General features: G+C 70.9%; 17 protein-coding genes and 1 pseudogene. 9 read left to right on the plus strand and 9 right to left on the minus strand.

Annotated elements, in window-relative coordinates; all coding sequences use genetic code 11:
• Positions 1 to 33 precede the first annotated feature (33 nt).
• Positions 34 to 552 (plus strand): SixA phosphatase family protein, encoded by a 519-nt coding sequence (locus B5557_RS34790; RefSeq protein WP_079663193.1) that lies wholly within the window; start codon positions 34 to 36, stop codon positions 550 to 552.
• Positions 553 to 641: 89 nt separating this feature from the next.
• On the opposite strand, the gene serB is transcribed toward B5557_RS34790, so the two are convergent.
• Together serB and B5557_RS44550 are read right to left on the minus strand one after the other, a co-directional pair.
• A complete protein-coding gene (serB, locus tag B5557_RS34795) occupies positions 642 to 1,856 on the minus strand; it encodes a phosphoserine phosphatase SerB (RefSeq protein WP_079663194.1) in 1,215 nt (404 codons plus the stop codon).
• 127 nt (positions 1,857 to 1,983) lie between these two features.
• On the minus strand, positions 1,984 to 4,206 hold the full coding sequence (locus B5557_RS44550; protein WP_231976124.1) for a streptophobe family protein: 2,223 nt from the start codon (positions 4,204 to 4,206) through the stop codon (positions 1,984 to 1,986).
• 247 nt (positions 4,207 to 4,453) lie between these two features.
• Between B5557_RS44550 and B5557_RS34810 the strand changes: the two genes are divergently transcribed.
• Positions 4,454 to 6,976: an ABC transporter ATP-binding protein/permease gene (locus B5557_RS34810; protein ID WP_079663196.1), complete on the plus strand. Its 2,523-nt coding sequence runs from the start codon at positions 4,454 to 4,456 to the stop codon at positions 6,974 to 6,976.
• A 73-nt stretch (positions 6,977 to 7,049) separates the two neighbouring features.
• On the opposite strand, the gene B5557_RS34815 is transcribed toward B5557_RS34810, so the two are convergent.
• The 3 genes from B5557_RS34815 to B5557_RS34825 form a co-directional block, all read right to left on the minus strand.
• Positions 7,050 to 7,769: a transglycosylase SLT domain-containing protein gene (locus tag B5557_RS34815; protein ID WP_079663197.1), complete on the minus strand. Its 720-nt coding sequence runs from the start codon at positions 7,767 to 7,769 to the stop codon at positions 7,050 to 7,052.
• 301 nt (positions 7,770 to 8,070) lie between these two features.
• The gene (locus tag B5557_RS34820; protein WP_079663198.1) at positions 8,071 to 9,195 is read right to left on the minus strand and encodes an S-adenosylmethionine:tRNA ribosyltransferase-isomerase; all 1,125 of its coding nucleotides are present in this window, start codon (positions 9,193 to 9,195) and stop codon (positions 8,071 to 8,073) included.
• Entirely contained in the window at positions 9,192 to 9,890 is a 699-nt protein-coding gene (locus B5557_RS34825) for an SDR family NAD(P)-dependent oxidoreductase (protein ID WP_079663199.1), read from the minus strand. The genes B5557_RS34820 and B5557_RS34825 overlap by 4 nt, the downstream gene beginning before the upstream one ends.
• 241 nt (positions 9,891 to 10,131) lie before the next feature.
• Here B5557_RS34825 and B5557_RS34830 point away from each other — a divergent pair, with 241 nt between their 5' ends.
• The 3 genes from B5557_RS34830 (at position 10,132) to B5557_RS34840 (ending at position 12,313) form a co-directional block, all read left to right on the plus strand.
• Positions 10,132 to 11,277: a GAF domain-containing sensor histidine kinase gene (locus tag B5557_RS34830; protein WP_079663200.1), complete on the plus strand. Its 1,146-nt coding sequence runs from the start codon at positions 10,132 to 10,134 to the stop codon at positions 11,275 to 11,277.
• A complete protein-coding gene (locus B5557_RS34835; protein ID WP_079663201.1) occupies positions 11,270 to 11,911 on the plus strand; it encodes a response regulator in 642 nt (213 codons plus the stop codon). The genes B5557_RS34830 and B5557_RS34835 overlap by 8 nt, the downstream gene beginning before the upstream one ends.
• Before the next feature lie 156 nt (positions 11,912 to 12,067).
• Complete coding sequence (locus tag B5557_RS34840) at positions 12,068 to 12,313, plus strand: chaplin (RefSeq protein ID WP_079663202.1); 246 nt, start codon at positions 12,068 to 12,070, stop codon at positions 12,311 to 12,313.
• 233 nt (positions 12,314 to 12,546) lie between these two features.
• Here the strand turns inward: B5557_RS34840 and B5557_RS34845 are convergent, their stop codons facing one another.
• On the minus strand, positions 12,547 to 13,386 hold the full coding sequence (locus B5557_RS34845) for a hypothetical protein (protein ID WP_079663203.1): 840 nt from the start codon (positions 13,384 to 13,386) through the stop codon (positions 12,547 to 12,549).
• A 154-nt stretch (positions 13,387 to 13,540) separates the two neighbouring features.
• Between B5557_RS34845 and B5557_RS34850 the strand changes: the two are divergent.
• The 3 genes and pseudogenes from B5557_RS34850 to B5557_RS34860 all read left to right on the plus strand — a co-directional run.
• Positions 13,541 to 14,071 (plus strand): annotated as a pseudogene (locus B5557_RS34850) (ABC transporter ATP-binding protein); the annotation flags it as partial.
• A gap of 327 nt (positions 14,072 to 14,398) precedes the next feature.
• Positions 14,399 to 14,830, plus strand: coding sequence for an NfeD family protein (locus tag B5557_RS34855; protein ID WP_079663205.1), 432 nt, complete (start codon positions 14,399 to 14,401; stop codon positions 14,828 to 14,830).
• 142 nt (positions 14,831 to 14,972) lie between these two features.
• On the plus strand, positions 14,973 to 15,920 hold the full coding sequence (locus B5557_RS34860) for an SPFH domain-containing protein (RefSeq protein WP_079663206.1): 948 nt from the start codon (positions 14,973 to 14,975) through the stop codon (positions 15,918 to 15,920).
• 135 nt (positions 15,921 to 16,055) lie between these two features.
• Here B5557_RS34860 and B5557_RS34865 read toward each other — a convergent pair whose 3' ends face one another.
• Both B5557_RS34865 and B5557_RS34870 read right to left on the minus strand, forming a co-directional pair.
• Positions 16,056 to 16,562: an HNH endonuclease gene (locus tag B5557_RS34865; protein WP_079663207.1), complete on the minus strand. Its 507-nt coding sequence runs from the start codon at positions 16,560 to 16,562 to the stop codon at positions 16,056 to 16,058.
• A gap of 196 nt (positions 16,563 to 16,758) precedes the next feature.
• Positions 16,759 to 17,298, minus strand: coding sequence for a YbhB/YbcL family Raf kinase inhibitor-like protein (locus B5557_RS34870; protein ID WP_079663208.1), 540 nt, complete (start codon positions 17,296 to 17,298; stop codon positions 16,759 to 16,761).
• Positions 17,299 to 17,376: 78 nt separating this feature from the next.
• On the opposite strand from B5557_RS34870, the gene B5557_RS34875 reads away from it, so the two are divergent.
• Positions 17,377 to 18,222, plus strand: coding sequence for an exo-alpha-sialidase (locus B5557_RS34875; protein WP_231976125.1), 846 nt, complete (start codon positions 17,377 to 17,379; stop codon positions 18,220 to 18,222).
• Between the two features lie 5 nt (positions 18,223 to 18,227).
• Here the strand turns inward: B5557_RS34875 and B5557_RS34880 are convergent, their stop codons facing one another.
• On the minus strand, positions 18,228 to 19,010 hold the full coding sequence (locus tag B5557_RS34880; protein WP_079663210.1) for a sporulation protein: 783 nt from the start codon (positions 19,008 to 19,010) through the stop codon (positions 18,228 to 18,230).
• Positions 19,011 to 19,096: the final 86 nt, after the last annotated feature.

The following is a 19,096-nucleotide window of genomic DNA, read 5'->3' on the forward strand; positions in this document are numbered from 1 at the left end:
CCCCATGGCCTGTTTCATGCGAAGCTGGGACGTATGAGCGTCGCAGAACCCCGCAGGATCGTCCTCTTCCGCCATGCGAAAGCCGACTGGCCACAGGTGACCGACCACGAGCGTCCGCTCGCTGAGCGGGGCCGGAAGGACGCCGCCGTCGCCGGACGCAGGCTGACCGACACCGGCATCCCCTTCGACCTGGCCCTGTGCTCCACCGCGGTCCGCACCAGGGAGACGTGGAAGCTCGCCGTCCAGGAGTTCCCACAACGGCCGAAAACCGTCTACGAGGAGCGGATCTACGAGGCGTCCCCGGGCGAGCTCATCGCCCTGCTCAACGAGACACCCGACGACGTGCACAACCTCGTCCTGATCGGCCACAACCCGGGCGTCCAGGGCCTCGCCGACGTCCTGTCCGGCCAGGCCGACGGCGACGCGGGCGAGCGGATGCACCGCCGCGGATTCCCGGCCGCCGCCTTCGCCGTCATCTCCTTCGACGGCTCCTGGAAGTCCCTGGAACCGGGCGTGGCCACGCTCCTCGACTACTGGACGCCCTCCGAGTAACCCACCCTCGCACGCGCGAGGGCCCGGCACCGTCGAAGCGTCGACGGTGCCGGGCCCTCCCCGTTGCGTCCGGGTCCCCGCCCGGGGGGCTACCGCTCGTCGTGCGTCTCCGCGGCCTCGACCTCTTCGCGGGTGATGCCCAGCAGATACAGGACGGTGTCCAGGAACGGCACGTTCACCGCCGTGTGCGCCGCCTGACGCACCACCGGCTTGGCGTTGAAGGCGACCCCGAGACCGGCGGCGTTCAGCATGTCCAGGTCGTTGGCGCCGTCACCGATCGCCACGGTCTGCGACAGCGGTACGCCCGCCTCGGCGGCGAACCTGCGCAGCAGCCGCGCCTTGCCCGCACGGTCCACGATCTCACCGGTGACCCTGCCGGTCAGCCGGCCGTCGACGATCTCCAGCGTGTTCGCCTGGGCGAAGTCCAGCCCGAGCCGCTCCTGCAGATCGTCGGTGACCTGCGTGAAACCGCCGGAGACGACGCCCACCTGGTAGCCGAGCCGCTTCAGCGTCCGGATCAGCGTGCGCGCACCCGGCGTCAGCCGCACCTCGGCGCGCACCTTCTCCACGACCGAGGCGTCCAGGCCCTCCAGCAACGCGACCCGCGCGTGCAGCGACTGCTCGAAGTCGAGCTCACCGCGCATCGCGGCCGCCGTCACCTCGGCGACCTCGGCCTCGCAGCCCGCGTGCGCGGCGAAGAGCTCGATCACCTCGTCCTGGATGAGGGTGGAGTCGACGTCCATGACGACGAGCCGCTGGGCCCGCCGGTACAGGCCGGCGTCCACCACGGCGACGTCCACCCCGAGCGCCGCCGCGTCCATGACGAGGGCGGTGCGCAGCGGCTCGGTCTCCACACCGGAAACGGCGAACTCGACGGCGGTGACGGGGTACTTGGCGAGCCGGAAGATACGGTCGATGTTGCCGCCGACCTTCGTGATCTTCGAGGCGATCGCCGCCGTGGCCTGCGCGGTGAGCGGATGCCCGAGCACGGTGACCAGCGACCGGCCGAGGCCGCGCGGCCGGTTGTCGCCGAGGCCGGAGATGATCTCCGCCTGCATCTTCATCGACTCGGCCCAGCTGTGGACCGTCGACCGCAGCTCCCCCTCCAGGCCGGCCGGCGGCTCGGTCACGAGCGCGCACAGCACCATCCGGCCCCGGGTGACGACCTGCTCGATGTCGACCACGTCGACGGAGTAGGCGGCGAGGGTGTCGAAGAGGCCGGCCGTGATGCCCGGCCTGTCCTTGCCGAAGATCTTGACAAGGAGCGTGGGGACGTCGGAGGACGAAGTCTGCAAAGCGCTCATGGTGACTCCACCGTATCCGGCACCCAGTGCCCTTCGCCGCCGAGGTCCGCCTGACGGACAGGGAACAGTGGATGTCGGTGAGATGGCGCGGACCTCAACAGTGTCCCGCACCAGTCTCCCGCGAGCATCACCGCGACCCTCTCGGCCTCCTCGGCGGGGGAGGCGACGGAGGGGGAGGAGGTGGCGGAGGGGGAGGAGGTGGCGGAGGCGGCCTCTCGTCCGGCCCGGACGACGGCCGCGAGCCGGGCCGCGGGCCGGGAGGCCGACGCGGTGAGCGGGGAGGCGGCCCGATCGGCCGGACCACGGTCGGTGCGCCGTAGACGTCGTCCGGTCCCGGCGGGACCTCGGGCGGACGCCCGCCCGTCGCCGGCGGCTCGCCCCGCCGGGAGCTCTCGTACGGCCTCGACCGCTCGGCCCTGTCACCCGCGCCCGCGCCCGCGTCCTCGCGGCGCGCCGCCTCCGGCCGCGCGTCCCGCACCTCCAGCAGCTCCTGCGGAAGGCGCAGGTAGGGGTTGGTCGCCGGATTCGGCGGCCGGTACGAAGCACTCGGCGCGTACGGCCCCGTCCGCTCACCGGCGACCCCCGTCGGCCCGCGATGCTCGCCCGGACCCTCCGCCGCAGCACTCCCCACGACACCCCGTGCCAGCGGCGCGGCCCGCCACCCCGCCGCCCCCGAGGCACACGCCAGCAGCGCACCGACGCCCCCGGCTCCCGCGCCCCACGCGGCCCCCAGGAGCAGCGCCGTTGCGAGATGCCCGCGCAGTTCGAGCCCGGCTCCGAACGCATCGAACCCCAGCACCGACAGCGAGGCGTTCACGGACACCTCCGTCAGCCACCCGACCAACGTCAACGCCAGGGCACTCGCCACCCCCAACCGCACAGCACACCGTCCCGCGAACCGGACGACACCGCCCCCTCGCGAGCCCGCCCCGCTCCCGGCGACCTCTGCGGCCGATCCTCGCCGAGCCCCGCCCGACCCCTGCCCTGCCCACTCGCCGGGCCTCTCCCCACCGCGCGCACGGTCCTCGGTCCGGTCCGCCGCGCCCACATCCCGCCCGTACCCCGCCCTCCCTCCGCCTGCGGCACTCCCGGCCGTCCCCGCATCGGCGCCGGCCCGCGGCCCGACCCCTGTTCCCGCCTCCGCAGCCGCACTCGCCCCCGCATCGAGCACCGCCGGCCCCGTCCCGCCCGTAGCCCCCCCGCCGAACCCCGTCCCGCCCAAGGGTGTTCGTACCGCCGTCAGTACTCCCGCCAGCAGCATCATCAGGGCCGTCGCCACTCCCAGCAGCCATACGCGGCTGTCCAGTTCGGCCAGGCGGGACAGGGTCACCCGCTGGTCGGTGCCGACCCTGAGGAGCTCGTCGAGGGGGTGTGGGAGGACGTTCGTCAGGGCTCCCGTCGCGTGTCCGTCCCAGGGCACGAACAGGCCGATCGGGATGCCCAGCCAGACCCCGTTCGGCGCGCCGAGCAGCGCCGCTCCCGCGATCCGCCTGGGATGGTCGTCGCCGATCGCCGCGTAGGCCGCCGCGGCGAACCCGGCCGTCACGGCCACCAGCAGCACGGTGACGACGGCGGACACCGCCGGCCGCACCACGCGGTGCACCGCCTCCCAGCCAGGCGGCAGCGGCGTACGGCGCGAGGCCAGCAGGGCGATCAGCAGGATGCCGACGCACCAGCCGAGGCCGCCGAGCACCGTCGGCGCCAGGTCGACGGTGAAGCCGACCGCGGCCTTCGCGTCGACCAGGCCACCGAGCCGGTCGGGCAGCAGCCCCCCGATGTCCCCGACATCCCCGAGCCCGGGAATGTCCAGGCCTCCTCCTGCTCCACCGCGCCCGCCGCCACCGCCGGGCAGGTCGTCCAGGCCCAGCGAGCCCCCGTCGAACGTGATGACGTCGTGCCCTGCCCAGACCAGCCCGCCGAGCATCGCCACGAACAGCGCGACCATCGTGCCGACGCGCGCGAGGAGTTCGGCCGGGGCGATCACGACTCCGGCCGCGCGCAGGGACCGCAGGAAGAACCAGGACAGCAGCAGCGCACCCACCAGGCTCACCCCCAATGGCGTGATCTCGATGGCCGTGTCCGCCTCCGCGCCCGTGAGTCCGAAGGCGGACACATCGCCGGACGGAGTCACCGAGCCCCCGGCCCCCAGGGCCACCACCGCGGCCGTCATCGGGCCCAACGAGCCTGCGGAGTCCGCCTTCAGCAGATGCAGCCCGAGCGCCGCCGTCCCCGCCATCCCGATCAATGCCCAGCTCACCGCGGTAACAGCGGCCAGCAGCACGTCCGTCCACGGCACGCCCCCGCCGCGCGCCGCGCTCCCCCTGCCTTCGACACCCGTGCCGGCACTCATGCAGACCCCCCGATCCGCGGCGCGCAGCGGCGAAGATCGCCGCTTCCGTCCCCCCTCGCGTGCTTTTACCACTCTCCGGGCAGGTTTCAACCCCGTCAACGGGAACGGCCGATACGCTTGCGCACGCTCTTCACAAGGCCCGACTTTCGGTCAGGGGGCCGCTACTGAAATAGTTCCCCCCGATGTTCGACATCCCTAGACTCCCTGCCAATGGGGGTAACTCGGGGGACAACTCAGTGGGGCTGGAGTGCCGGAACTCGTACTGGAATTGAACGGACGCACCTGGACGCTCGATCCGTCCAGGACATACGCCCTCGGACGTGATCCGCAGGGAGATATCGTCCTCGACGACGCCAGGGTCTCCTGGCGTCACGCCACGGTCAGCTTCAACGGCCGCAGTTGGGTCGTCGAGGACCACGGCAGCACCAACGGCACGTTCGCGCAGGGCCAACGGGTCCACCAACTGGAGCTCGGCCCCGGCTCGGTGCTGCACCTGGGCAACGCGACGGACGGGCCGCGGGTGGATCTGACGGGGGCACAGGCGCCCGTCGCGCAGCCGCAGCAGCAGCCCTTCGCCGCGCAGGCCGCGAACCCGGGCTGGGCCCAGCAGGCCCCGCAACCGCAGGCCGCCCAGGCCGGCTGGCAGCAGCCGCAGCAGGCCGCACCGCAGGTCCCGCAGCAGGGACCGGCCGCGGGCTACGCGCAGAACGTTCCCGGTGGTGGCGCGGGGGCGCCGCCGGTCTACGGCGACCGCAGCCCCACCACGTTCCACCATTTCTCCCTCGGCCGCGTGATGCGCATCGGCCGGGCCCTGGAGAACGAGCTGGTCGTCTCCGACCTGCAGGTCTCCCGTCACCACGCCGAGTTCCACTCGACGCCCGACGGCCGCATGGAGATCCGCGACCTCGGCTCGCACAACGGCACCTACGTCAACGGCCAGCCGATCCCCAAGGGCGGCTCGGTCCAGCTGGGCCCCGCCGACATCGTCGGCGTCGGCCACTCGACGTTCCGGATCGTCGGCGACCGGCTCGAGGAGTTCGTCGACACCGGTGAGGTCTCCTTCTCCGCCCGTCACCTGACCGTCACGGTCGACGGCGGCAAGCAGATCCTCAAGGACGTCTCGTTCGGCGTCCCGGAGAAGTCACTGATCGCGGTCATCGGACCGTCGGGTTCCGGCAAGTCCACCCTGCTCAAGGCGCTCACCGGCTACCGGCCCGCCAACCAGGGCGACGTCCTCTACGACAACCGCAACCTCTACAAGCAGTTCGCCGAGCTGCGCCAGCGCATCGGTCTGGTCCCGCAGGACGACATCCTGCACAAGGAACTGACCGTCAAGAAGGCCCTCAAGTACGCGGCCAAGCTCCGCTTCCCCGCCGACACCACCCCGGCGGAGCGCGACACCCGCATCGACGAGGTGCTGCGCGAGCTGAAGCTGGACATCCACAAGGAGAAGAAGGTCACCTCCCTCTCCGGCGGCCAGCGCAAGCGTGTCTCGGTGGCCCTGGAGCTGCTCACCAAACCGTCGCTGATCTTCCTCGACGAGCCCACCTCGGGCCTCGACCCCGGCATGGACCGCGACGTCATGCAGCTGCTGCGCGGCCTTGCCGACGACGGCCGCACGGTCCTCGTCGTCACGCACTCCGTGGCCGAACTCGCGATCTGCGACAAGCTGCTCGTGATGGCCCCCGGTGGCGCCGTCGCCTACTTCGGGCCGCCCGAGGAGGCGCTGAACTTCTTCGGCTACGACACCTGGGCCGACGTCTTCTCCGCCTTCGAGAACTACCGCGACTACGACTGGGCGGGCCGCTGGAAGGGCTCGCAGCACTACCAGATGTACGCCGCCGACATCGACGCCATCGCACCGCAGTCCGTACAGATGCCGCCGATGCAGGCGATGAAGCCGCCGAAGCCGCAGGGCTGGATGTCGCAGTTCGTCACACTGGTGCGCCGCTATGTCTCGGTGATCGCCTCCGACAAGGGCTTCCTGGCCCTGACGGTGATCCTGCCGGCCGTCCTCGGCGCGGTGAGCCTGCTCATCGACTCCGGGAACAGCCTGCTGCCCAACCCGGTCAACCCGAAGTCCGGCCGGATCATCCCCAACGGCACGGCCACCACCGTCCTGCTCATCCTCGCGGTCGGCGCCTGTTTCGCGGGCGCGGCGAACTCCGTCCGTGAGCTGATCAAGGAACGGGTCATCTACGAGCGGGAGCGCGCCACCGGCCTGTCCCGCTCCGCGTACCTGATGTCGAAGGTGTTCGTGCTCGGCGTCGTCACCGTGCTGCAGGGCCTGATGGTCGGCGTGATCGGCTTCGCCAGCCGGGAGATCCCCAAGGAGGGCCTCGTCCTCGGCAGCGCCACCATGTTCGAGCTCTCCATCCCGATCATGGCGCTGGGCTTCACCTCGATGATGTTCGGCCTGGTCATCTCGTCGCTGGTGAAGACGGCCGAGAAGACCATGCCGCTACTGGTCATGTTCGCGATCATCCAGGTCGTCTTCACCGGTTGCCTGTTCACCCTGAACGGTGCCGTCGGCGTCAACCAGTTCTCGTATCTGATGCCCTCGCGCTGGGCCGTCGCGGCCGCAGGCGCCACGCTGGACTTCAACAAGATCAGCCCGCCCAAGGACGGCGGCGAGACGGACCCCCTGTGGGAGCACACCGTCGGCGCCTGGGGCATGGACATGGCCGCGCTGATCGTCCTCGGTGTGATCTGCGGCTTCTTCGTGGCCCGCTTCCTGCGCCGCCACGAGCCCGAGGTCATGCGCAAGTAGACGCTCACGCAGTACGCCGATGGGCGGCGCCCCGTAGCAGGGGTGCCGCCCATCGGCGTATGGAAGGGGGTGCTCAGTACGCGCTGTTGACGTTGTCGATCGAGCCGTACTTGTCGGCCGCGTAGTTCGCGGCGGCGGTGATGTTGGCGACCGGGTCGTAGATGTTCCAGGACGTGCCGGAGACGTGGTACGAGGCGAACGTGGGCGGGATCACCTGCAGCAGACCCTTGGACGGGATGCCGTTGATGGCGTTGATGTCCCAGTCGTTGATCGCGTTCGGGTTGCCCGAGGACTCCCGCATGATGTTCTTGTGCAGGCCGTGGTAGCTGCCCGGGATGCCCTTGGACTTCATGATGTCCAGGGAGTGCTTGATCCAGCCGTCGAGGTTGTCGGCGTACTTCTTGACGCTGGCCTTCTTGAACACGACGCGCTCGGCGGACCGGCTCGCGGCCTCCTGCGCCTTGCGCGCGGCAGCGGCCTTCTTGACGGCGGCTGCGGCGGCGGCCTTCTTCTGTGCGGCGGCTGCGGCGGCGGCCTTCTTCTCGGCTACGGCGTCAGCGGCGGCCTTCTTCTTCGCCTGGATGGCGTCGACCTTCACGCTCGCCTGGGCCAGCTGGTCGGTCACGCTGGCCTTGACGGCCTGCACCGGCACGGTGCTGTAGGCGACCCGGGCCGAGGAGACGGCGTCCGTAGTGGTCGTCTGCGCGTCGGCCGGCACCACGGAGAAGGCGAGGGCGGCGGCGCCGAGGGTGGCGGCACCCGCGATCGCGATCTTGTGAGTGTTCTTGGGCATGCGGAAGGACCTCTTCGAATAGCGCGGAGGTCGCTCTCTTCGTCCGACGTCGGACAGCGGGTGCTTTCGGCACGAGCGCCGCGGGGGAGACCCACGGCGCTGAGCGACGAGAGCAATTCTTAGCTGCCGCAAAATGGACAGGCAAAGGTGTGACGTACGATCCCCGGTAGTGGATCGGGGAAGGGCAAATCGGGACAGATAGAACTATCTGCCCCGCTCATCAGGGCCCGCTTTATCTCCTATTGACCCTCGTAGGTGATCTGCGCCCTATGTGCGGGCTCACACGGCCCCCGCCCCGTTCTCACTGCTGGTTGCCAAAGCAATGCTCTGCGTCAGGGTCCTCCGCCGGGAGGATGAGGTGCAGGTCCCCGAACTCGTGCCACAGGTAGCGCCCGCGCAGCGCCTCGTCGTAGCCCTTGTCGATCGCCGCCCGCCCCGCCACCGCCTCCAGCATCAGCAGATGCGAGGCCTCCGGCTCATGCAGCCCGGTCAGCAGCCCGTCCACCACCCGCACCCCGCGCGCGGGAGTGACGACGAGATCCGTCCACCCCGCACGCGCGCGTACGACCCCGTCCACCCCGGCCGCCGACTCCACGGCCCGCACGGCCGTCGTACCGACCGCGATCACCCGCCCCTCCCCGGCCTTCACCGCGTTGATCAGCCGGGCCGACGCCTGCGGCACCGCGAACCGCTCCGGATACGGCGGCTCGTGCGCCTCCGCCGAGGCCACCCCGGTGTGCAGCGTGATCGGCGCGAACTGCACCCCCCGGCTCACCAGCTCCGCCACCAGCCCCGGCGTGAAGGGCCGCGCCGCACTCGGCATCTCCGCGCTGCCCGCCCCGTCGGCCGACGGCAGCGCGAACACCGTCTGATAGACGGACAGGGGCTGATCCCGCTCCGTATAGGAGTACCGGATGGGACGCCCGTGCTCCCGCAGCAGCCCCGGCACCGCCCCGCCGGGGGACACCCGCGCCCACCACAACCGCCCGCTCCCCGGACTCAGCGGCTCCTCCAGCACCAGCTGCACACCCCCGGGCAGCCGCACCCGTGTCCCCGCCGGCCCTCCCGCACGCGCACGCGTGGTGCCCTTCCCGTCCGGATCCCGCAGCTCGACCGCCCACCGGCCGTCGTCCCCGCGCGTCGAGAAGTGCACCACCACGCGCGCGTGCCCGACCCGCCCGTCCGCGGCCGCCGCCAGCGTCGGCGAGGTGTTCACCACGAGCAGGTCCCCGGCCCGCAGCAGGCACGGCAGCTCCCGGAAGGCGTGCCGCGCCACCTCCGTCCCCCGCGACACCAGCAGCCGTACGTCACCACGGTCCCGCCCCGGCCCGCGCTGCTCGGCCGGCACCCGCGCCGACAACTCCTGCGGCACCGTGCGCAACTCTCGACCGGGCTCGAGCGGACGGACCCCCACGGCCGGCGTCATCGCCGTCCCTCCAGCAGCGCCGGAGCCGCGTACCGCCCGCTCGCGGGGCGCTCGTCCAGCAGCCGCAGAAAGGCCGGCGCCACCTCGGCCGGATCCGGCCGCGGATCGTCGTCGTCCGGTACGGCCGCCGTGTACAGGTCCGTGGCCATGTCCCCGGGATCCACCGCCCACACCCGCAGCCCCGGCTCCTCCTCCCCGAGCACCGCCGCCAACTGGTCCAGGGCCGCTTTCGACGCCCCATAGCCGCCCCACGTCTCGTACGCCTCGGCGGCCGCGTCCGAACTGACGGTGATCACCGCACCCGCCCGCGCCCCGTGCAGCAGCGGCAGCGCCTCCTGGACCAGCCCCAGCGCCGCCACGACGTTCACTTCCAGTGCCCGCCGCAGCCCGTCCAGCGACAGCTTCTCCAGCCGTACCAGCGGCTCGGCGCCCAGCGCACTGGCGTTGTTCACCAGCAGGTCGCACCCGCCCAGCCGCCCGGCCGCCGCCACCAGCTCGGCCCGGTGCCCCGCATCCGTGACATCCCCCGCGCGGGCCTCGACCCGGATCCCGTACGACGCCACCGCCGCCGCCGTCTCCTTCAGCACCTCCGCCGTCCTGGCGTCCAGCACCAGATCCCAGCCCCGCGCGGCCAGCGCCCGCGCCAACGCCCGCCCCAGCCCCTTCGAGGCACCCGTGATGATCGCTACCGGCATGACAACCGTCCCCTCGTCCGATCCGCCTCCGTTCGGCGATGCCCCCAACCTAGGAACCGGCCCCCGCCCCCGCCTCGGACGCAGGACCCAGGCGAAAGGGTCCCTTGGCCGTACGCCCCCACACCCCCTCCCCGCGCCCTAAGCCGCCGTACCGGGGACCTCCGACCTAGGTCTCCCGCCGCAGCCCGCGGCCGTCACAGGTCCGATCCGCGCTGTCACACCCCGCCGGTACCGTGAGGGCATGAGTCAAGGCCCCCGGTCCGGCCTCGCCGCGGTGAGCACCGCGCTGCTGGCCATGAGCAGGCACCTGGAGGTGCGCGACGTCCTCAAGACGATCGTCGCCTCCGCCCGTGAGCTGCTCGACGCGCAATACGCCGCTCTGGGCGTGCCGGACGACCACGGCGGGTTCGCCCAGTTCGTCGTCGACGGCGTCAGCGACAAGCAGTGGAAGGCCATCGGCCCGCTCCCGCGTCAGCACGGCATCCTCGCCGCGATGCTCCAGGAGGCCAAGGTCGAGCGCCTCGCCGACGTCCGCGAGGACCCCCGGTTCGAGGGCTGGCCGTCGGCGCACCCGGACATGTCCGACTTCCTGGGCCTGCCCATCCGCGACGGCGACGAGGTCATCGGCGCACTGTTCCTCGCGAACAAGAACTGCGCCAAGCCCGACGGCGGCTGCGGCTTCACCGAGGAAGACGAGGAACTGCTCTCGATCCTCGCCCAGCACGCCGCCATAGCCCTCACCAACGCCCGCCTGTACGAGCGCAGCCGCGAGCTCACCATCGCCGAGGAACGCTCCCGGCTGGCCCACGAGCTGCACGACGCGGTCAGCCAGAAGCTGTTCTCCCTGCGCCTCACGGCCCAGGCGGCCGCGGCCCTCGTCGACCGCGACCCCTCGCGCGCGAAGGGCGAGTTGCAGCAGGTCGCCGCGTTGGCCGCCGAAGCGGCCGACGAACTGCGCGCCGCGGTGGTGGAGCTCCGGCCCGCCGCCCTCGACGAGGACGGCCTCGTCGCGACCCTCCGCACCCAGATCCAGGTCCTGGACCGTGCCCACAGCGCGCGCGTGACCTTCACCAGCCACGGCGTGCGCGCCCTGCCCGGCGCCCAGGAGGAGGCCCTGCTGCGGGTCGCCCAGGAGGCCCTGCACAACGCGCTGCGCCACTCCGGAGCGCGGCGGGTCGAGGTCACCCTCCACAAGCGCGGCCAGGACACGATCCTGCGCGTCACGGACGACGGCACCGGCTTCGACCCGACGACGACCCGCAGGGCCGGCCGCCACCTGGGTCTGGTGTCGATGCGGGACCGGGCGAGCGGGATCGGCGGCACGCTCACGGTGGAATCGGGGCCCGGTAAGGGAACCACGATCGAGATGGAGGCTCCCGGTGGCTGACGCAATCAAGGTGCTGCTCGTCGACGACCACCAGGTCGTCCGCCGGGGCCTGCGCACCTTCCTCGAAGTGCAGGACGACATCGAGGTCGTCGGCGAGGCCGCCGACGGCGCCGAAGGAGTCGCCCTCGCCGAGGACCTGAAACCGGACGTCGTCCTGATGGACGTCAAGATGCCGGGCATGGACGGCGTCGAGGCCCTCCGTAGACTCCGCGAACTCGCCAACCCCGCGCGCGTCCTCATCGTCACCAGCTTCACCGAACAGCGCACGGTGGTCCCGGCCCTGCGCGCGGGCGCCGCCGGGTACGTCTACAAGGACGTGGACCCCGACGCGCTCGCCGGCGCCATCCGCTCGGTGCACGCCGGCCACATCCTGCTCCAGCCGGAGGTCGCCGGCGCGCTCATCTCCCAGGACGAGGCCAACTCGGGCCAGGGGAGAGGCGGTTCGCTCACCGAACGGGAGCGCGAGGTGCTCGGACTGATAGCGGACGGCCGCTCCAACCGCGAGATCGCCCGCGCCCTGGTCCTCTCCGAGAAGACGGTCAAGACGCATGTCTCGAACATCCTGATGAAGCTCGACCTCGCCGACCGCACCCAGGCCGCGCTGTGGGCCGTACGCCATGGCGTGGCCGGCTGAGACAGACCGGGGTCGGCAACAGGAAAGGTTAACTTCCGATCCGAGATTCATACCGTCGTGGGAATGTCCCCCGGATGGCGCATCCTTCGCGGGCCCCCGCCGTTCTCCAGTGCGTGCCGCGGCGACTGCCGCGGTCATCGCTAGGAGGGGTCAGAAGTGAAGAACCTGAAGAAGGCAGCGGCTGTGACGATGGTGGCCGGCGGGCTGATCGCCGCGGGCGCCGGCATGGCCTCCGCCACCGAGGGCGCCACGGCCCTCGGCGAGGCCAAGAGCTCGCCGGGCGTCGTCTCGGGCAACCTCGTCCAGGCCCCGGTAGCCGTCCCGGTCAACGTCGTCGGCAACAGCGTGAACGTCATCGGCGTGCTGAACCCGGCCTTCGGCAACCAGGGCCTCAACCACTGAGGCCCCGCCCGAACCCGCAGTGACCTCCGGCCTCCCCCGGCCCCCACCGGGGGAGGCCGGCCTGCTTGTCCCTTGCCCTGCCGGGACCTTTTCACCGCAGACCCGCCAACCAGCCCGTTGGGGGTGCCCCCTCTGGGGGAGTTTGAGGGCGAGGCCCCTTCAGGGCCGAAGGGGGGTCTGGGGGCACAGCCCCCAGGGACGCCCACAGCAGACGCCGACCAAGAAACAAACCCTCACCGCACCCCCCGCTCCCGCCCCTCCACAACGGAGTTGTACGCGGCGACCTGCGCCCGCCGAGCCGTCCGCTCAACAGGCCGCAACGCCTCCGACCGCGCGGCCATCTCCGCGGAGCTCACCGCACCGCCCGGCCCGTTCTCGAACGCCAGCGACACCAGCAGCCCCACCCGCTGCGCCATCTCCAGCACCCGCACCGCCCGAGGCGGATACCCCGGCGCCAACACCTCCCGCCCCCTCCCGCCCGTCGCCCGACCGCCACCCCTCAACGAAGCGCTTCGCGCCGACCCGTCGACTCGAGCCCGGTAGGCGTCGATCGCCGCCTCCGCCACCGGCCCCGACCCGGCCAGGTCCAGCCGCGACAGCACCGCCGTCGCGTCCCGCAGCGCCTCCGCCAGCTCCCGCTCGGCCTCGCCCAGCGACGGCACATCGGCCGGCGGAGCCTCCCGCACCGGCAGGCAGTGCCACCTGACCTCGACGTGCACATCACCCTCGGGCCCGGCCTCGTACACCTCGGGCACGAGCCCGTACCCGGCGCCGTGACAGACCACCGCCTCCTCCGCCTCCAGCGCCCGCGCGTTGAACTCGGGCGGCCCGCTGAGACCCAGCGGATGCCCCGGCGCGGGCATCGCCACCCGCAGCCCGCTCACGCCGAGCGTCCGCAGCCGCCCCAGCGCGAGCGTGAGCCCGACGGGCCCGGACTCGCCGGGCAGCCCCTCCACCCGGTGCACGGCATCCTCACCGACGATGGCGACGACGGCATCATCCGGCGAGACAAATCCGGCCAACAGTGCATTTCCCCAAGCGGCAAGGCGACCAGAGCGCGGTTCCGAGAGCATGCCCCCACCCTAAGGACCGGACCGATGGAACGGGTCGCCCAACCGGTGGCGTAGATTTTCCCGAAGGGGCCGCGCCCACCCACGCGCGGCGGTCCGAGCCACAAGGCGCCCGCGACAACCGACCGGCCACACTGCAAGGGGAGACAACGCGCTCATGAGCGATGTTCTGGAGCTTCAGGACGTATCCGTGGTCCGTGAGGGCCGGGCTCTCGTGGACCAGGTCTCCTGGTCGGTCAAGGAGGGCGAGCGCTGGGTCATCCTCGGTCCCAACGGGGCCGGCAAGACGACCCTCCTGAACATCGCCTCCACCTACCTCTTCCCCAGCGCCGGCACCGTCTCCGTCCTCGGCGAGACCCTCGGCAAGCCCGGCACCGACGTCTTCGAGCTGCGCCCGCGCGTCGGCATGGCCGGCATCGCCCTCGCCGACAAGCTCCCCAAGCGCCAGACCGTCCTGCAGACCGTGCTGACCGCCGCCTACGGCATGACCGCCGGCTGGCAGGAGGAGTACGAGGACGTCGACGAGCAGCGCGCCCGCGCCTTCCTCGACCGCCTCGGCATGAGCGAGTACCTCGACCGGAAGTTCGGCACCCTCTCCGAGGGCGAGCGCAAGCGCACCCTCATCGCCCGCGCCCTGATGACCGACCCCGAGCTGCTCCTCCTCGACGAGCCGGCCGCCGGCCTCGACCTCGGTGGCCGCGAGGACCTCGTACGCCGTCTCGGCCGGCTCGCCCGTGACCCTGTCGCCCCCTCGATGATCATGGTCACGCACCACGTCGAGGAGATCGCCCCCGGCTTCACCCACGTCCTCATGATCCGCCAGGGCAAGGTCCTCGCAGCGGGCCCGGTCGAGCTCGAACTCAGCTCCCGCAACCTCTCCCTCTGCTTCGGCCTCCCGCTCGTCGTGGAACAGGTCGGCGACCGCTGGACGGCCCAGGGCCTGCCGCTGTCCTGACCCGGTGCCGCCCCCTGTGCGCCCTGTCCGTGACGGGACCCGCGGCCCTACCATGGCCGTGTGAACGACATCGACGCATGGGTGTGGTGGCTCGTCGGCGCGGCGGCGCTCGGAATCCCGCTCGTCGTGACCGCGATGCCCGAGTTCGGCATGCTCGCGGTCGGCGCCGTCGCCGCCGCGATCGCCGCGGGCCTCGGCCTCGGAGCCGTCGCCCAGGTGCTCGTCTTCATCGTCGTCTCCGTCGCCCTCATCGCCGTCGTACGCCCCATCGCGATCCGCCACAGCAAACAGCGCCCCCGACTCGCCACCGGTGTCGACGCGTTGAAGGGCAAGCAGGCCGTCGTACTGGAGCGCGTCGACGGCTCGGGTGGTCGTATCAAGCTCGCCGGGGAGGTCTGGTCGGCGCGCGCACTCGACACCGAACGCGCCTACGACGTGGGGCAGGAAGTCGATGTCGTGGACATCGAAGGGGCCACGGCGATCGTCATCTGACCTTGCACAACTCCCGCACGACGCAAGTGAACAGAACACCTCCCGAGCCGCACGACGGTCTGACAGACTCGACCAGCAAGATCTTCAACAGACATAAGATCTTCCGAAAGCGCCGAGGCGAAGAAAGGTACGGGGAGCCGCGATGGAACCGGTCATCATCGTCCTGGTCATTCTGGTGGTGTTGGTCTTCATCGCCCTGATCAAGACGATCCAGGTCATCCCGCAGGCGAGCGCCGCCATCGTGGAGCGCTTCGGCCGCTACACGCGCACGCTCAACGCAGGCCTCAACATCGTCGTCCCGTTCATCGACACCATCCGCAACCGCATCGACCTGCGCGAACAGGTCGTGCCGTTCCCGCCGCAGCCGGTGATCACCCAGGACAACCTGGTGGTCAACATCGACACGGTCATCTATTACCAGGTCACCGACGCCCGGGCCGCGACCTACGAAGTCGCCAGCTACATCCAGGCGATCGAGCAGCTCACCGTCACCACCCTCCGCAACATCATCGGCGGCATGGACCTGGAGCGGACGCTGACCTCCCGTGAGGAGATCAACGCGGCCCTGCGCGGCGTCCTCGACGAGGCCACCGGCAAGTGGGGCATCCGCGTCAACCGCGTAGAGCTCAAGGCGATCGAACCGCCCACCTCCATCCAGGACTCGATGGAGAAGCAGATGCGCGCCGACCGTGACAAGCGCGCCGCGATCCTCACCGCCGAAGGCACCCGCCAGGCCGCCATCCTCACCGCCGAGGGCGAGAAGCAGTCCCAGATCCTGCGCGCCGAAGGTGAGGCCAAGGCCGCCGCCCTGCGCGCCGAGGGTGAAGCCCAGGCGGTCCGCACGGTCTTCGAGGCGATCCACGCCGGCGACCCGGACCAGAAGCTCCTCTCCTACCAGTACCTCCAGATGCTCCCGAAGATCGCCGAGGGCGACGCCAACAAGCTCTGGATCGTTCCCAGCGAAATCGGGGACGCCCTCAAGGGCCTGTCCGGCGCCATGGGTAACTTCGGCAACTTCGGCGGCGGTTCGGGCGGCAACAACTCCGGCAACGGCGGCACGGAACGCCGCGAGAAGCCGTCCATCGACTGACGCTGCCTTTTGCTTACGACAATGGGGCCGCCCTTCTTGAGAAGGGCGGCCCCAGACGTACCTCAGGGGCGCGCGGAACTGCGCGACAAGCCACAACGAACCCGCACCCGCCAACGCACCGATCCCGGCAGACGCTCAGGCGGCGTCCCGAGCCAACCACTCCGGCAGCGCCTGAAGGTCATCGGCCCCCAGCGACAGCAACATCGCGTCCGCCGGCGTCGGCTCGAACGGCTGCCGCAGCAACGGCATCTCCGCCTGCTCCGGAGTCCGGTCCGCCTTACGGTGGTTGTCCTCCGCGCACGAGGCGACCGTGTTCAACCACGAGTCCTGACCCCCCTGCGCCCGCGGCACCACGTGGTCCACGGTCGTCGCCCGGCGACCGCAGTACGCGCACCGGTGCCGGTCCCTGACCAGCACACCCCGCCTCGACCACGGAGCTTGTCTTCGGAACGGCACCCGCACGTACCTGCACAGCCTGATCACCCGCGGCGCCGGTATGTCGACCTCGGCTCCGCGCATCCGCAGTTCGGGGTGGGCCTGCTCGACGACGGCCTTGTCCTGAAGCACCAGAACGACGGCACGGTTCAACGTCACCGTCGACAGCGGCTCGAAGCTCGCGTTCAGTACCAGCGTGTCCCGCATACCAGCCCACCTCCTGTGTGCACCGGCCCACCCCGTGGCGGGCTGGGATCAACTCTGGCCGGGCACGCCGAGATGGACAACGCAATATCTGCTGCTCCACGGGAGGTGACCCCCGCGACCCCCGGCAACAAAATGCCCGCCTCTGATCACTTCCAAGACCAGAGGCGGGCAAACGTTCAATGAACGATGAGCTGACTCATCCCTCCGTGGGATGTGCGTACTCACCGATCAGCTGGGCGCGGGCGATCGCGTGGAACCGCAGGTTGAAGCCCACGACGGCAGGCGAGGCGTCCGCGTCCGGACCGAGCTTCTCCTGATCCACCGCGTACACCGTGAAGACGTACCGGTGCGGCCCGTCCCCCGGCGGCGGAGCGGCGCCGCCGAATTCCTTGCTGCCGTAGTCGTTGCGCGCCTGCACGGCACCCGCCGGCAGCCCCTTGAACGAGCCGCTGCCCGCACCGGCCGGCAGCTCGGTCACCGAGGCCGGGATGTCGAAGACCACCCAGTGCCAGAACCCGCTGCCCGTCGGAGCATCGGGGTCGTAGCAGGTCACGGCGAAGCTCTCGGTCCCGGCCGGGAAACCCTCCCACCGCAGCTGCGGCGAGGTGTTGTCCGCCGCAAACACCTGCGCGTCCTTGAGCGTCGCCCCCTCCTGCACGTCCTCGCTCGTGACCGTGAACGACGGCACCGGCGGATGGAAATCGTGGGGCAGCGGCCGCCTCTTCGGTTCGGTCACCTCGACACACCTCCTGGTAGATCGAAAAGCACTCCCTCCGGAGCCTACGACCTACACGCCGTCACATACCGTTCCCCGATGCCGGATCAGCGATCATTCACCAGCCGCAGGCGCCGCCGAAGAACCCTGGCCGTCGCCCTGCTGTCCATGACCACCACCCTCACCCGGCTCAGCGGCAAGACCAGCGGCTGGTTCGCCACCGGCCCCGCGCACGGCATCCAGCTCCACAACGGCCCCTACGCCGGCCGCCTCGTCGTCGGCGCCTACGAGAGCCCGAACGCCACCACCCCACTCTTCGGCGTCCTCTACAGCTCGGACCACGGCGTGACCTGGCAATCGAGCACCACCGAGAACTCCTACGTCGCCGGCGAACTCAAACCCACCGAGACCGCGGTCGCCGAACTCGACAACGGAGACGTCTACCTCGCCGCCCGCAACGAGGTGGACGACACCAAGCCCCACCGCACCCACGCGATCAGCACCGACGGCGGCGCCACCTGGACCGACGCACCCGACGGGCAGCTCAACGCCGACCATGCCGGCTACTCCGACCTCGCCGAACTCACGGGCGGCGAAGTCGGCCTGGTCTATGAGGGCGGCACCGACTTCTCCGCCGCGACCATCTACTTCAACCGCTTCACCCCGACGGCCATCGGGCTCCCGGGCACCTTCGACGGAACGATCCTCCCGCAGCCCACCCCCGACGCCGGCCCCACCACCCCCGACAGCACACCGGACGCCAACGACGCCCACCTCACCGGCACCACGGCGGCCGTCAGCGGCAGATTCCGGCAGGCCCTGAACTTCCCCGCCCCCGGCGGCCACGCCGACATCCCCTACAGCCCCACCATCGACCCCGGCTCCGGCGACGTCACGCGTAGAGGGCCCGGAACGCACACGGCGTTCCGAGCCCTCTACGCGTAACCGCCTCAGAACCAGTTGCGCTTGCTGCCGACCTCGGACAGCCACTGGTTGAGGTACGCCGCCCAGTCGGTCCCCTGGTAGTCGTGCAGACCCACCTGGAACGAACGGAACGTGTCACTGCCCTCGCTGAACAGGCCGGGCTTCTTGTCCATCTCCAGCACGACGTCCATCGCGTGCTCGTCGGCCACGAAGCTCAACTCGACCTGGTTCAGCCCCCGGTACTGCGACGGCGGGAAGAACTCGATCTCCTGGTAGAACGGCAGCTTCTGCCGCGTCCCCCGGATGTGACCGCGCTCCATGTCCGCGTTCTTGAAGCGGAAGCCCAGCTGGATGAAGGCGTCCAGGAGCGCCTTCTGCGCCGGCAGCGGATGGACGTTGATGGGGTCCAGGTCGCCGGAGTCCACGGCGCGGGCGATCTCCAGCTCGGTGGTCACCCCGATGTGCATGCCGCGCAGCGTCTGCCCGTCGATCGTCGTGACCGGCGTCTCCCAGGGGATCTCGAGCCCGAACGGCACCGCGTGCACGGCACCCGCCTGCAGCTCGAAGGCCCCCCCGAGCCGCAGCTTCGTGAACTCGATGTCCTGCTTGTACTCCTGGTCGCCGCTCTCGACCTCGACCTTGGCCTGCAGCCCGACCGACAGCCCCTCGATCTGCTGGTTGACGGACCCGCCCTGGATCCGCACCTCACCCTGGACGACACCGCCCGGAACGACGTTGACCTCGGTCAGCACCGTCTCGACCGAAGCCCCGCCGGCCCCCAGACTCGCGAGCAGCTTCTTGAACGCCATGTCTCTCCCTCGTGACCTTCTACGACCTCAACTACGGGATCCCTTGATCCCTACAAACGCGATCCGGACGTGGCCGGTTCCGCGCT

The sequence above is a fragment of the Streptomyces sp. 3214.6 genome (assembly GCF_900129855.1).
Lineage (GTDB): Bacteria > Actinomycetota > Actinomycetes > Streptomycetales > Streptomycetaceae > Streptomyces > Streptomyces soliscabiei.